The 12,572-nt window shown below is 69.1% G+C and carries 13 protein-coding genes; 1 reads left to right on the top strand and 12 read right to left on the bottom strand.

The window, feature by feature from the left end; translation table 11 throughout:
- Nucleotides 1–23 precede the first annotated feature (23 nt).
- Nucleotides 24–548 carry a cupin domain-containing protein gene (locus HH212_RS11375; RefSeq protein ID WP_308633261.1) on the bottom strand — a complete coding sequence of 175 codons (525 nt, stop codon included), beginning with the start codon at nt 546–548 and terminating at the stop codon, nt 24–26.
- A gap of 114 nt (nt 549–662) precedes the next feature.
- Between HH212_RS11375 and HH212_RS11370 the strand changes: the two genes are divergently transcribed.
- Nucleotides 663–1,046 (top strand): hypothetical protein, encoded by a 384-nt coding sequence (locus tag HH212_RS11370; RefSeq protein ID WP_170202579.1) that lies wholly within the window; start codon nt 663–665, stop codon nt 1,044–1,046.
- 85 nt (nt 1,047–1,131) lie between these two features.
- On the opposite strand, the gene paaZ is transcribed toward HH212_RS11370, so the two are convergent.
- From paaZ to paaB, 11 genes are all read right to left on the bottom strand, one after another.
- Nucleotides 1,132–3,183, bottom strand: coding sequence for a phenylacetic acid degradation bifunctional protein PaaZ (paaZ, locus tag HH212_RS11365; RefSeq protein WP_170202578.1), 2,052 nt, complete (start codon nt 3,181–3,183; stop codon nt 1,132–1,134).
- Between the two features lie 163 nt (nt 3,184–3,346).
- Nucleotides 3,347–3,940 carry a phenylacetic acid degradation protein PaaY gene (gene paaY / locus HH212_RS11360; protein ID WP_170202577.1) on the bottom strand — a complete coding sequence of 198 codons (594 nt, stop codon included), beginning with the start codon at nt 3,938–3,940 and terminating at the stop codon, nt 3,347–3,349.
- A gap of 2 nt (nt 3,941–3,942) precedes the next feature.
- A complete protein-coding gene (gene pcaF, locus HH212_RS11355) occupies nt 3,943–5,148 on the bottom strand; it encodes a 3-oxoadipyl-CoA thiolase (RefSeq protein WP_170202576.1) in 1,206 nt (401 codons plus the stop codon).
- 26 nt (nt 5,149–5,174) lie between these two features.
- Nucleotides 5,175–6,488, bottom strand: a complete 1,314-nt coding sequence (gene paaK / locus HH212_RS11350; protein ID WP_170202575.1) for a phenylacetate--CoA ligase PaaK — start codon at nt 6,486–6,488, stop codon at nt 5,175–5,177.
- Nucleotides 6,489–6,500: 12 nt separating this feature from the next.
- Complete coding sequence (gene paaI / locus HH212_RS11345; protein ID WP_170202574.1) at nt 6,501–6,974, bottom strand: hydroxyphenylacetyl-CoA thioesterase PaaI; 474 nt, start codon at nt 6,972–6,974, stop codon at nt 6,501–6,503.
- Nucleotides 6,964–8,610 (bottom strand): 3-hydroxyacyl-CoA dehydrogenase, encoded by a 1,647-nt coding sequence (locus HH212_RS11340; protein WP_170202573.1) that lies wholly within the window; start codon nt 8,608–8,610, stop codon nt 6,964–6,966. Before HH212_RS11340 ends, paaI begins: the two co-directional genes overlap by 11 nt.
- A 12-nt stretch (nt 8,611–8,622) precedes the next feature.
- Complete coding sequence (paaG, locus tag HH212_RS11335) at nt 8,623–9,414, bottom strand: 2-(1,2-epoxy-1,2-dihydrophenyl)acetyl-CoA isomerase PaaG (RefSeq protein ID WP_170202572.1); 792 nt, start codon at nt 9,412–9,414, stop codon at nt 8,623–8,625.
- Between the two features lie 216 nt (nt 9,415–9,630).
- Entirely contained in the window at nt 9,631–10,710 is a 1,080-nt protein-coding gene (gene paaE, locus HH212_RS11330; protein WP_170202571.1) for a 1,2-phenylacetyl-CoA epoxidase subunit PaaE, read from the bottom strand.
- A 139-nt stretch (nt 10,711–10,849) separates the two neighbouring features.
- Complete coding sequence (paaD, locus tag HH212_RS11325; RefSeq protein WP_170202570.1) at nt 10,850–11,404, bottom strand: 1,2-phenylacetyl-CoA epoxidase subunit PaaD; 555 nt, start codon at nt 11,402–11,404, stop codon at nt 10,850–10,852.
- A gap of 11 nt (nt 11,405–11,415) precedes the next feature.
- Nucleotides 11,416–12,180, bottom strand: coding sequence for a 1,2-phenylacetyl-CoA epoxidase subunit PaaC (paaC, locus tag HH212_RS11320; protein WP_370663918.1), 765 nt, complete (start codon nt 12,178–12,180; stop codon nt 11,416–11,418).
- Nucleotides 12,177–12,461 (bottom strand): 1,2-phenylacetyl-CoA epoxidase subunit PaaB, encoded by a 285-nt coding sequence (paaB, locus tag HH212_RS11315; RefSeq protein WP_170202569.1) that lies wholly within the window; start codon nt 12,459–12,461, stop codon nt 12,177–12,179. Before paaB ends, paaC begins: the two co-directional genes overlap by 4 nt.
- Nucleotides 12,462–12,572: the final 111 nt, after the last annotated feature.

Genomic DNA, 12,572 nt, shown 5'->3' with positions numbered 1-12,572 from the left:
CGGCCAGGGCGGCCGGCGTGGCCTTATTCGTGCCGGTAGACGCGCGGCGCCAGCGTCTCGGCATCGACCGGCAGGTCCGCCGCCGGCTGGTCCGGCTGCGCCGTGCTTTTCGGATACGGCGTGCCGTCGCGGTGGGTGTAGCGGTCGCTGTCCTCGTCGTACACCATGTCGATGTCCGGATAAGTGGCGCGGTCGCCCGGCACATTGGGGCCGACCGCGAGCATCAGCGCGCTGCCCCAGCTGCGGTTGACCAGCTGGTGGCCGTTCGGCCGGCCGGCCGGGAAGGCGGCGCAGTCGCCGGCGCGCATGATGGTCTCGCCTTCGTCGGTGACGAGGGTCAGCTCGCCCGACACCACCATCACGAATTCGTCTTCCTTCGAATGCCAATGGCGCTGCGACGACGCGGCGCCGGGCTTCAGCTCGACCAGGTTGACGCCGAACTGGCTCAGGCCGCCCGCCTCGCCCAGCGCCTGGCGGCTGCGCCCGTTCACCGCTTCGGCGAACGCTTCGGGATAATCGGTGCCGGTCAGCACGGGGATGATGCTCAAGTCTAGCCTGGACATGGGACGACGCTCCTCTGATTGAATGGTGTGCGGCACCAGCATAGCCTATCTTGCCGAAGGCGCCGTTGCGCGTGCGTGCGGTGCGGTCGGACGGCGCGCATGGACGCCATCGTATCGGCCGGCGACTACCGCCTGGCCGACCGCATCCGCCCGCAGCCGGAAACGCAGATCCGCGAGGAAGCGGCGTTCCTGGCGTCGCAAGTCCTGCGCATCAAGCGCAAGCCGTTTACCAGGGCGCCGGTGCGCTGGGCGAGTGTCAGGGGATATGCCGACGTGGTGCGCCGCCACCTTGCGATCGCGTCCGGCATCGGCGACCCGGCGCAGGCCGCGCGCCTGCAGGCGCTGGCGGTCCGCCTGATCGACAATCCATCGCTGCGCGCGGCGGTGCGCGCCGATATCGCCCGGCGCGCGGATTCGCCGCGCCTGGACCTGTACCGGCGCGGCTGGAACAAGCACGGCCGCAGGCGGCGCAACCCGCGCTAGACGGGTTGCCCGCGGCGCCGGCCCGCCTGCACGGTGCCGGCCCTACCGCGGAGCCGAGCGCCGCCGCCGACCCGATGCCCGCCGCTCAGGCGTGCTTCAGCACCAGCGTCAGGATGTCGTAGCTGGCCACCAGTTCCTCGTGCTGGTTGGTGACCTGCACGTCCCAGGCCACCACGCCCTGCCCGCGCCCGGCCTCGTCGGTGCGGTTGCGGTCCACCTTGCGCTTGCAGGTCAAGCGCGCGCGGATGGTGTCGCCGATCGCCACCGGCGCCACGAAGCGCAGATTGTCGAGGCCATAGTTGGCCAGCACCGGTCCCGGCGCCGGCGACACGAACAGGCCGGCCGCCGCCGACAGCACGAAGTAGCCATGCGCGATGCGCTTGCCGAATTGCGTGTCCTTCGCCGCGATCTCGTCGAAGTGCATGTAGAAATAATCGCCCGAGACGCCGCCGAAATTCACGATGTCGGCCTCGCTCACGGTGCGGCGGTGGGTCAGCAGCGAGTGGCCGACCTGCAGGTCCTCGAAGTGGCGGCGGAACGGGTGGATATCCGATTCCTTGACGGCGCCGCCGCGCACGTACTCCCCCGTCACCGCGGCCAGCATGGTGGGCGAGCCCTGCACCGCCGCGCGCTGGAGAAAATGTTTGACGGCGCGGATGCCGCCCAGCTCCTCGCCGCCGCCGGCGCGTCCCGGCCCGCCGTGCTTGAGTTGCGGCAGCGGCGAGCCGTGGCCGGTGGAATCCACCGCCGCTTCGCGTTCCAGGATGTGCACGCGGCCGTGCGAGGCGGCGGCCACCGGCACCGCGTGCGCGGCGATGGCCGGATCGCGCGTCACCAGCGTGGTCACCAGGCTGCCGCGCCCGCGCGCCGCCAGTTCCAGCGCCTCGTCGATGCCGTCGTACGGCATCAGGGTGCTGACCGGGCCGAAGGCTTCGATGTCGTGCACGGCGTCGTTGCGCATGGCGTCGCGGCACAGGAGCAGCGTGGGCGAGAAATAGGCGCCGCCGCCGCCGCCCGCGCCGACCGGATTGAAACCGTCGCGCGCGCCGAACAGGATCTCGTTGCCGCGCGCCAGCCGTTCCACCCGTTCGGACACGTCGCGGTGCTGGTCCATCGAAGCCAGCGCGCCCATGCGCACGCCGTCCATCTTCGGATTGCCCACCACGATCTTCGCCAGCCGTTCGCGCAGGCGCTGGCCGACCGCCTCGACGTGCTGCCGCGGCACGATCACGCGCCGGATCGCCGTGCACTTCTGGCCGGCCTTGCCGGTCATCTCGCGCGCGACCTCCTTCACGAACAGGTCGAATTCCGGGTCGTCCGGCGTGACGTCCGGCGCCAGGATGGCGGCGTTGAGCGAATCCGCCTCGGCGGTGAACGGCACGCCTTCGCGCAGCAGATTCGCGTTGCTGCGCAGCTTGACGGCGGTATCGGCCGAGCCGGTGAAGGTGACGGCGTCGAAGCCGGTCAAACGGTCCAGCAAATCGCCGGTGCCGCCGATGACCAGCTGCAGCGCGCCTTCCGGCAGCAGGCTTGAATCCATCATCATCTTCACCACCGTGTGCGTGAGGTAGCTGGTGGCGGTGGCCGGCTTGGCGATGCACGGCATGGCGGCGAGAAAACTCGGTGCGAATTTTTCCAGCAGCCCCCAGATCGGAAAATTGAAGGCGTTGATGTGCACGGCGACGCCGCCGCGCGGCACCAGGATGTGGGTGCCGGCGAAGCCGCCGCGCTTGCCCAGCGCCATGGCCGGGCCTTCGTGCAGCACGTTCGACGAGGGCAGCTCGCGCCCGCCCATGCTGGCGTAGGCGAACAGGGTGCCGATGCCGCCTTCGACGTCGACCCAGCTGTCAGGACGGGTGGCGCCGGTCAGGTGCGAGATCTCATACAACTCTTCCTTGCGCTCCATCAGGTACAGCGCCAGGGCTTTCAGGCGCTGGGCGCGTTGCTGGAAATCGAGCTGCATCAGGCTGCGGATGCCGGTCTTGCGGGCGTAGTGCAGGGCTTCGGCGAAGTCGATCGGTTCGGCATGGGTGTGGTAGATCAGGCCGTTGTCGAGGGCGCTGTGCAGGGGCTGGTGGGCTTGCTGGCCGTGCCAGCGGCCGGCGATGTGGCTTTGCAGGGTGGTGGGGGTGTGCATTTGCTTGTCTCCTCCGATCGGGCTATCTGGTTCGGTTGTTTTTCGATCGTTGATGCTATGTATGGGTCCCCGCCTGCGCGGGGACGACGTATCAACGGTACGTATCCTAGAAACCGTCGCCCCCGCGCAGGCGGGGGCCCATGCTGAGCGTGATTCGATAAAACTAGTTTTTAGGCCGGTGCGGCGCTTCGAACACCATGCGCCGCCGATCCGCTTCCATCTCGGTGAACGCCTCCACCTCGCGCATGCCCTGCATCGAGCGCACGGCCAGGTCGTGGTACTGGCGCGTCCCATGGCTCTTCCACGCGATCTCCTCGTCCGTCACCGCGCGCACCACGCGCGCCGGGGCGCCCAGCACCAGGCTGCGCGGCGGGATCGCCATGCCGGCCTTCACGAAAGCGGCGGCGCCGACGATCGATTCGGCGCCGACCACGGCCTTGTCCATCACCACCGCGTTCATCCCGACCATGGCGTTGCGCCCCACGCGGCAGCCGTGCAGCACGGCGCCGTGGCCGACGTGGCCATCCACTTCGACCACCGTGTCGTCCTCGGGAAAGCCGTGCATCACGCAGGTGTCCTGTAGGTTGGCGCCCTCTTCCAGGACCAGGCGCCCGAAGTCGCCGCGCAGCGAGGCCAGCGGGCCGACGTAGCAGCGCGGGCCGACGATCACGTCCCCGATCAGCACCGCGCTCGGATGCACATAGGCGCTCGGGTGCACCACCGGGCGCAGGCCGTCGATCTCGTATACCTTGACCATGCCTACACCCGCTCGATGACCACGGCGATGCCCTGGCCGACGCCGATGCACATCGTGCACAGCGCATAGCGCCCGCCGGTGCGCTGCAGTTGGTACAGCGCGCTGGTCACCAGGCGCGCGCCGGAGGCGCCGAGCGGGTGGCCGATGGCGATCGCGCCGCCGTTCGGGTTCACGTACGCCGCATCGTCGGCCAGGCCGAGGTCGCGCAGCACCGCCAGGCCTTGCGCCGCGAAGGCTTCGTTCAGCTCGATCACGTCCATCTGCCCGATCGTCAAGCCGGTCTGCGCCAGCACCTTCCTGGTGGCCGGCGACGGGCCGAAGCCCATGATGCGCGGCGCCAGGCCGGCGGTGGCCATGCCGAGCACGCGCGCACGCGGCGTCAAGCCGAAGCGTTCGATGGCGCCAGCGGAGGCCAGCAGCAGCGCGCAGGCGCCGTCGTTGAGGCCGGAGGCGTTGCCGGCGGTGACCGTGCCGTCCGCCGTCACCACGCCTTTCAGCTTGGCCAGCGCCTCGATGGTGGTGTCCGGACGCGGATGCTCGTCCGTGTCGAACACGCGCGAGTCACCCTTCTTGCCATGGATCGTCACCGGGACGATTTCATCCTCGAACACCCCGGCCGCATGGGCCGCGGCCCAGCGCTGCTGGCTGCGCAGCGCGAAGGCGTCCTGGTCGGCGCGCTCGATGCCGAACTCGCGCGCCACGTTCTCGGCGGTCTCCGGCATCGAATCGATGCCGTACTGCGCCTTCATCCTGGGGTTCACGAAGCGCCAGCCGAGCGTCGTGTCCTCGATCTTCGCCGCGCGCGCAAAGGCACTGTCGGCCTTGCCCATCACGAAGGGTGCGCGCGTCATGCTTTCCACGCCGCCGGCGACGATCAGCTGCGCCTCGCCGGCGCGGATGGCGCGCGCGGCGCTGCCGACCGCATCCAGGCTGGAGCCGCACAGGCGGTTGATGGTATTGCCCGGCACCTCTGGCGGCAGGCCGGCCAGCAGGCCCGCCATGCGGCCGACGTTGCGGTTGTCCTCGCCGGCCTGGTTGGCGCAGCCGTAATACAGGTCGTCGACGGCGGCCCAGTCCACGCCCGGGTTGCGTTCGATGAGCGCGGCGATCGGCAGCGCGGCCAGGTCGTCGGCGCGCACGCCGGCCAGGGACCCGCCGTAGCGGCCGAACGGGGTGCGGATGGCGTCGACGATGTAGGCATCGTTCATGTCAGTCTCCTTGGTGATCCTATGGTTCAGTTCCGGACACGCTTGTCGAGCACGCGGCGCGCCTTGCCGGTCAGCGAGCGCTCGATGCCCTGCGGCGGCAGCAGGCGCACGGCGGCGCTCACGCCGATATGGGTCTTGATGCGGTGCCGGAGGTCGTGCGCGAGGACGTCGATGGCGCCTGGGGCCGCGGCGCCGTCGCGCAGCTCACACAGCACCTCCAAGGCATCCAGGTGGCCGTCGCGCGTGACGACGAGTTGATAATGCGGCGCCAGCGCCGGCATCGCCAGCACGATTTCCTCGACCTGGCTCGGGAACACGTTCACGCCGCGGATGATCAGCATATCGTCCGAACGCCCGCCGATGCGGCCCATGCGGCGCATCGCGCGCGCGCTCGGCGGCAGCAGTTTCGTCAGGTCGCGCGTGCGGTAGCGGACGATCGGCAACGCTTCCTTGGTCAGCGAGGTGAACACCAGCTCGCCTTCCGCGCCGTCGGGCAGCACTGCACCGGTGTCGGGGTCGACGATCTCCGGATAGAAGTGGTCTTCCCAGACGGTCGGACCGTCCTTGCTCTCGATGCATTCGCTGGCCACGCCCGGCCCCATCACCTCGGACAGGCCGTAGATGTCGAGCGCGTCGATGCCGGCGCCGAGCTCGATCTCGCGCCGCATGGCGTCGCTCCACGGTTCGGCGCCGAAGATGCCGACCTTCAGCGAGGAATGCGCCGGATCGACGCCCTGGCACCTGAACTCCTCGAGGATGTTCAGCATGTACGAGGGCGTGACCATGATGATCGACGGCTGGAAGTCGCGGATCAGCTGCACCTGTTTTTCGGTCTGGCCGCCCGACATCGGCACCACGGTGCACCCGAGGCGCTCGGCGCCGTAGTGCGCGCCCAGGCCGCCGGTGAACAGGCCGTAGCCGTAGGCAACGTGCACCATGTCGCCGGGACGGCCGCCGGCGGCGCGGATCGAGCGCGCCACGAGGTCGGCCCAGGTGTCGATGTCGCGCCGCGTGTAGCCGACCACGGTCGGCTTGCCGGTGGTGCCGGACGAGGCGTGCACGCGCACCACCCGTTCGCGCGGCACCGCGAACAGGCCGAACGGATAGTTGTCGCGCAGGGTGGCCTTGTCGGTAAACGGAAATTTCGCCAGGTCGGCCAGCGTGCGCAGATCGTCGGGATGCACGCCGGCGGCGTCGAAGGCCCGGCGGTAGTGCGCGACATTGTCGTAGGCGTGGCGCAGGCTCCAGCGCAGGCGTTGCAGCTGCAGCGCCTGCAGTTCGTCGCGGCTGGCGCGTTCGATCGGCTCGAGCTCGGCGGGGTCGGGCGTGCGTTGCACCATGTCGGTCTCCTGTCAGGCTGCGCCGGTTGTGGCGCCGGGCGCGTCGACCGGCACCAGCGTGCCGGCCACGCGATGCGACTTGCCGCGGAACAGGGCGATCGCCCGCCCTTCCCCGTTGCGCACGGTGACGTCGTAGACGCCGGTCTTGCCGGCCAGCGCCTGCTCGACCGCTTCCGCGCTCAACAAATCGCCTTCGCGGCCCGGCGCCAGGTAATCGATGCTGCAGCCGGCGCCGACCGTGTTGGCGTTGTGCGAATTGCAGGCGAAGGCGAAGGCGCTGTCGGCCAGCATGAAGATATAGCCGCCGTGGCAGCTGCCATGGCCGTTGAGCATGTCGGCGCGCACCGGCATCGACATGCGCGCGTAGCCGGGGCGGATCGCGTCCAGCGTCATGCCGAGCGCCCGGCTGGCCGGATCGCGTTCGTACATGGTCTTGCCGGCCAGTTCGGCCAGCCGTTGTTGCTGTTCTTGCGGATCAGCGTGCATGGAAACGCGCCTCCAGCGGATCGGCGGCCAGCTTGCGGCGCAGCAGCGGCGACATCCGGTAACGGTCTTCGCCGTACACGTCCGCCAGGTTGGCCAGCACGGCGCCGACCTGGCGCAGGCCGATGGCGTCGGCCCAGGCCAGCGGCCCGCACGGGTAGTTGACGCCCTTCTGCATCGCGAGGTCGACCGCGGCGGCGCTGCACACGCCCTGGTTGACGGCGTCGGCCGCCTCGTTGGCCAGCATGGCGACGGTGCGCATCACCGCCATGCCGGGTACGTCGTCCAGGCGCGTGACAGCGAAGCCGGCCGCCTGGAACAGGCCGACCGCGGCTTGCCAGGCGACCTCGCCGCACTGGTCGGCGCGCGCCAGCGCGATGCGGGTGGCGCCCGCCGGATCGAGCAGCAGGTCGAACAGCACGGTGTCCTCATAGCCGTCGTCGGCGGCGCGCTGGGTGGCGCTGCGGCCGTCGGTCAGGAAGATGCTGGCGCCGTGGGCATGGAAAGCCGGCGCCTCGCGGCCCTCGACGCCGTCCAGCAAGCCCGGGTGGGCGACGTCGACGCCGGTCGCCGCCAGGCGCGCGTTCACCACGTCGTGCAGCGCGTCGAACGCCGGATTGGATGCACCGGACGCGCCATGCGCGCGCGTGACGCGCACGCCGTGCGGACGCTCGGCCTGCGGTTCGTTCTGCACTTGCGGCGGCAGCGCGTCGCCGCCGTAGCGGTAGAAGCCGCGCCCGGACTTGCGGCCGAGGAAGCCGGCGTTCACCAGTTCCTGCTGCAGCACCGAGGGCGTGAAGCGCGGGTCGTTGAAGTAGGCGGCGAACACCGATTGCGTCACCGCGAAGTTCACGTCGTGGCCGATCAGGTCCATCAGCTCGAACGGTCCCATGCGGAAACCGCCGGCCTCGCGCATCACGGCGTCGATGGTGGCGGCATCGCCCGCGCGTTCGTTCAGCAGGCGCAGCGCCTCGGCATAGAACGGACGCGCCACGCGGTTGACGATGAAGCCGGGCGTGGACGTCGCATGCACCGGCTGCTTGCCCCAGGCCGCGGCGGTGGCGTACACCGTATCGGCCACGGCGCGCCCGGTGGCGACGCCGCTGATCACCTCGACCAGCGCCATCAGCGGCACCGGATTGAAAAAGTGCATGCCGGCCAGGCGCTCGGGCCGTTGCAATGGCGCCGCGATGGCGGTCACCGAGATCGACGAGGTGTTGGTGGCCAGGATGCAGTCCGCGCCGACGATGCCTTCCAGGCGCGCGAACAATTCGCGCTTGACCTGCACATCCTCGACCACCGCCTCGATCGCCAGCGCGGCATCGTGCAGCTCGTCCAGCGACTTGGCAGGCAGCAGGCGCGCGCGGGCGCCGTCGGCATCGGGCGCCTGCATGCGGCCCTTCGCCACCAGCTTGTCGAAGCCGGCGCCGATGCCGGCAATCGCCTGGTCCAGCGCGTCGGGACGGGTATCGAACAGGCGCACCGTGTGCCCGGCGGCGGCGGCCACCTGGGCGATGCCGGCGCCCATGGCGCCGCTGCCGATCACGGCCACCACGCTGCCCGGCGGCAGGGGCTGGACCGCTGCCTGGTTCGTCGACGCCTGGCTCGTTGCGGCTTGACTCGTCGATATCTCGTTCATGGCGTCCTCCCTTTATTTTCCCTGGAAGCGCGGCTGGCGCTTGTCGATGAAGGCGGCCACGCCTTCGCGGTAATCGTGGCTGTGGCCGAGTTCGCGCATCATCTGCGCTTCCAGCGCCAGTTGCTGGTCGAGCGTGTTGGTCCAGCTGGCCAGCAGCGCGCGTTTGGTATAGGCCAGGCCTTTCGTGGGCGCGCCGGCGAAGTGGGTGGCCATGGCGATCGCTTCGTTCATCAGTTCCGCATCCGGCACGCAGCGCCAGATCAGGCCCCATTCCTCGGCCTTGGCGGCCGGCAGGCGCTCGCCCAGCAGCGCCAGGCCCATCGCGCGCGCGGGGCCGACCAGGCGCGGTAAGGCCCAGGTACCGCCGGTGTCCGGAATCAGGCCGAGTTTCGAGAACGCTTCGATGAAGCTGGCCGATTGCGCGGCCAGCACGATGTCGCAGGCCAGCGCCAGGTTGGCGCCGGCGCCGGCGGCCACGCCGTTGACGGCGCAGATCACCGGCAGCGGCAGCGTGCGCAGGGTCTTGACCAATGGCGCGTAGTACCGCTCGACCGATTCGCCCAGGTCGACGCCGGGCGCGCCGGGTTCGACCGCGCGGTCGTTCAAGTCCTGGCCGGCGCAAAAGGCGCGGCCGGCGCCGGTGAGCAGCAGCACGCGCACGCTGTCGTCGGCTTGCACCCGGTCGAGGGCGGCGCGTACTTCGGTGTGCATCGCCTGCGTAAAACTGTTCAGGCGCTCGGGGCGGTTCAGGGTCAGGGTGGCGATGCCGTTGTCGATCGTGAACTGGATGGTCTCGTAAGTCATCGGGTTTCCTCGTTTGTTTGCGCTGTGCTTGAGCGATTTCCACCAATAGCCCATACATCGTCGTCCCCGGCCTAGGCGGCCCCTTGGCGGGGATCCATGCAGCGCGTGAGCGTATGCGGCTTAATCGACGACCGCGTAGTTTCAAGCTCGGTATGGGTCCCCGCCTGCGCGGGGACGACGGTCTTCAAGCTTGCGATCATCAAGTCAGGTATTCCCTCACTCCGCCGCATCGAAATCGATCACCACCCGGTCCGTCACCGGAAAACTCTGGCAACTCAGTACGAAGCCGCGCGCCACCTCGTAGTCCTCGAGCGCGTAGTTGACGTCCATGTCGACCGTCCCTTCCAGCACCTTGCAGCGGCAGGTCGAGCACACGCCGCCCTTGCAGGAATAGCGCATGTCCAGGCCGGCGCGCAGGCCGGCGTCGAGCACCGATTCCCTGTCCTTGTCCATGCTGAAGGTGGCGTGGCTGCCGTCCATGATCACGGTCACCTCGGTTTGCTGGCGCACCTGGGCGGCGGGCGCGTGGCGCGCCTTGCGCCCGGCCTTGCCGGCATTGGCGGCGAACAGTTCGATGCGGATGCGCTCCTTGGGCATGCCGGCTTCCTGCAGCGCGTTCGAGACGCCGTGCATCATGTCTTCCGGCCCGCAGATGAATGCGTGGTCGACGTCTTCCACGCGCAGCCAGTGGCGGAACAGCTGGCGGCACTTGGCTTCGGTGATGCGGCCGTTGAACAGCTCGATGTCCTGCTGCTCGCGGCTCATCACATAGACCAGGTTGAGGCGTTCCATGTACACGTCCTTCAGCTCGGCCAGCTCGTCGCGGAACAGCACCGAGGACGAGGCGCGGTTGCCGTACAGGATAGTGAAACGGCTGTGCGGCTCGGCCAGCAGCGTGGTCTTGGCGATCGACAGGATCGGCGTGATGCCGCTGCCGGCCGCGAACGCCAGGTAGTGGTGCCGCGCGGCGGGGTCGAGCGGCAGGTTGAAGCGGCCTTCCGGCGCCATCACGTCCAGTGTCACGCCGGGACGGATGCAGTCGTTGGCCCAGGTCGAGAACAGGCCGCCGGGCACGCGCTTGATCGCCACCCGCAGCCGCTCGTCCTGCACCGCCGAGCAGATCGAATACGAGCGGCGCACGTCCTCGCCGTCGATCATCGCGCGCAAGGTCAGGTGCTGGCCCTGGCGGTATCGAAAAGCGTCTTTCAGGCGCGGCGGCACGTCGAAGCCGACGACGATCGCCTCGCGCGTCTCGTGCTTTACGGTGGCCACGGTCAGGGGGTGGAACTTGGTCATCTTGTCTCGCTGTCGCTTTCAAAAACCGCGTCAAACCGTCGCGAGCGGCAGCAGTTCGGGAGGAGAAGCGCAGCTGTACGTGAGTACAGCGAGCATCGCAGTCCCGAAATGCAACGCGCAGCAGGTTTGGCACGGTTTTTCAATGGCATTTGAAATAGTCGAACGGCTCGCGGCAGTCGAGGCACTGGTACAGCGCCTTGCACGGCGTCGAGCCGAACTGGCTGGTGAGGCGGGTGTGATTGGAACCGCAGTGCGGGCAGGCGACCTGCGGCGCCCGGATCGCATGGCGCCCGACGCCGTTCGCCAGGCCGCTGATGTCGATCACCTGCTGCACCGGCGGCGCGATGCCGTAGCCCTTCAGGGCGGCGCGGCCGGCATCGCTCATCCAGTCGGTGGTCCAGGCCGGCGACAGGCGGCTGTCGATGCGCACCCGCGCCAGGCCGTGCGCTTTCAACGCGGCCTGCACGTCCTCGGCGATCACCGCCATCGCCGGGCAGCCGGAATAGGTCGGCGTGATCGTCACCACCCACTCGCCGGCGGCGGCGTCGAAGACGACCGCGCGCACGATGCCCAGGTCGACCACCGAGATCACCGGGATTTCCGGATCGGGAACCTGGCCGAGCCAGTCCCACACCTGTTCCGGCGTGACGGCCGGCGCAGGCGCAGTCACAGGCACGATCGCGGGCGTATCCATGCTGGTCTCCGTCACCATTCGGCGCCGGGATAGGCGCGCTGCAGGAACTGCATCTCGGCCAGCAGGTAGCCGAGGCGCTCGCCGTGCCGGCCCTGCTTGCCGCCGCGCTGCATGTAGGCCTCCGGGTCCGGCATGCGCAGGGTCGCTTCCTCGAACACTTCGCCCACGTGCTGCAGGAAGGCGGCGCGCAGGGCGTCCGGCGCGGGCGCGACGCCCTGCGCCAGCATGGCGCGCTCGACCTCGTCGTAGACGAAGAATTCGCCGGTATAGGTCCACAACGCGTCGACGGCGGCCTGCATCCTGGCGTGGCTGGCCTCGGTACCGTCGCCCAAACGCACCACCAGGTCGCCGCTGCGGCGCAGGTGGTAGGTCACTTCCTTGATCGACTTTTCGGCGATCTCGGCGATGCGCCGGTCGCTGGACGCCAGCAGCGCGCGCATCAGGAAGTAGTGCCAGGTGTCGAAGAAGAACTGGCGCACCATGACCTGCGCGTAGTCGCCGTTGGGCTGCTCGACCAGCAGGCAGTTGCGGAATGCGCGCACGTCGCGCAGGTAGGCCAGGCGGTCCTCGTCGCGGCCCGCGCCCTCGACTTCGCCGGCGTAAGTCAGCCACATGCGGGTCTGGCCGAGCAGGTCGAGGGCGACGTTGGTCAGCGCCATGTCTTCTTCCAGCGCGGGGCCCTTGCCGCACAGCTGGGACAACTGCTGCGACAGGATCAGGGCGTTGTCGCCCTGGCGCAGCAGGTAGTCGAAGCGGGCGTCCACGTCCGGCCTCACAGGTTCTTGACTTCTTCCGGCATCGGGAAGAAGGTCGGGTGGCGGTACACCTTGCTGTTGGACGGCTCGAACAGCGCGTCCTTGTCGGCCGGGCTGGAAGCGACGATGTCGGCCGCCTTGACCACCCAGATCGACACGCCTTCGTTACGGCGCGTATAGACGTCGCGCGCGTTGTTGACCGCCATGCCGGCGTCGGGGGCGTGCAGGCTGCCGACGTGCTTGTGGGCGAGGCCGTGCTGGCTGCGGATGAAGACTTCCCACAGGGGCCATTCTTTGCTCATTGTTGTCTCCGTGTTTTTATGATGCGCCACCATCTCGTCGTTCCCGCGGAGGCGGGAACCCATACGTAGCATCCATGGTTCGCTCAGCATGGGTCCCCGCCAAGGCGGCCG

It is taken from the genome of Massilia forsythiae (assembly GCF_012849555.1).
Lineage (GTDB): Bacteria > Pseudomonadota > Gammaproteobacteria > Burkholderiales > Burkholderiaceae_D > Telluria > Telluria forsythiae.
Note: the sequence above shows the minus strand (reverse complement) of the source record. Positions and strands in the feature narration are given on the sequence as shown.

Coding starts and splice junctions, on each gene's coding strand:
- HH212_RS11370 (WP_170202579.1), top strand. CDS start 663: ATGGACGCCATCGTATCGGCCGGCGACTACCGCCTGGCCGACCGCATC.
- paaI (WP_170202574.1), bottom strand. CDS start 6,974: ATGCACGCTGATCCGCAAGAACAGCAACAACGGCTGGCCGAACTGGCC.
- paaG (WP_170202572.1), bottom strand. CDS start 9,414: ATGACTTACGAGACCATCCAGTTCACGATCGACAACGGCATCGCCACC.
- pcaF (WP_170202576.1), bottom strand. CDS start 5,148: ATGAACGATGCCTACATCGTCGACGCCATCCGCACCCCGTTCGGCCGC.
- HH212_RS11340 (WP_170202573.1), bottom strand. CDS start 8,610: ATGAACGAGATATCGACGAGTCAAGCCGCAACGAGCCAGGCGTCGACG.
- paaY (WP_170202577.1), bottom strand. CDS start 3,940: ATGGTCAAGGTATACGAGATCGACGGCCTGCGCCCGGTGGTGCACCCG.
- paaK (WP_170202575.1), bottom strand. CDS start 6,488: ATGGTGCAACGCACGCCCGACCCCGCCGAGCTCGAGCCGATCGAACGC.
- paaZ (WP_170202578.1), bottom strand. CDS start 3,183: ATGCACACCCCCACCACCCTGCAAAGCCACATCGCCGGCCGCTGGCAC.
- paaD (WP_170202570.1), bottom strand. CDS start 11,404: ATGGATACGCCCGCGATCGTGCCTGTGACTGCGCCTGCGCCGGCCGTC.
- paaE (WP_170202571.1), bottom strand. CDS start 10,710: ATGACCAAGTTCCACCCCCTGACCGTGGCCACCGTAAAGCACGAGACG.
- paaB (WP_170202569.1), bottom strand. CDS start 12,461: ATGAGCAAAGAATGGCCCCTGTGGGAAGTCTTCATCCGCAGCCAGCAC.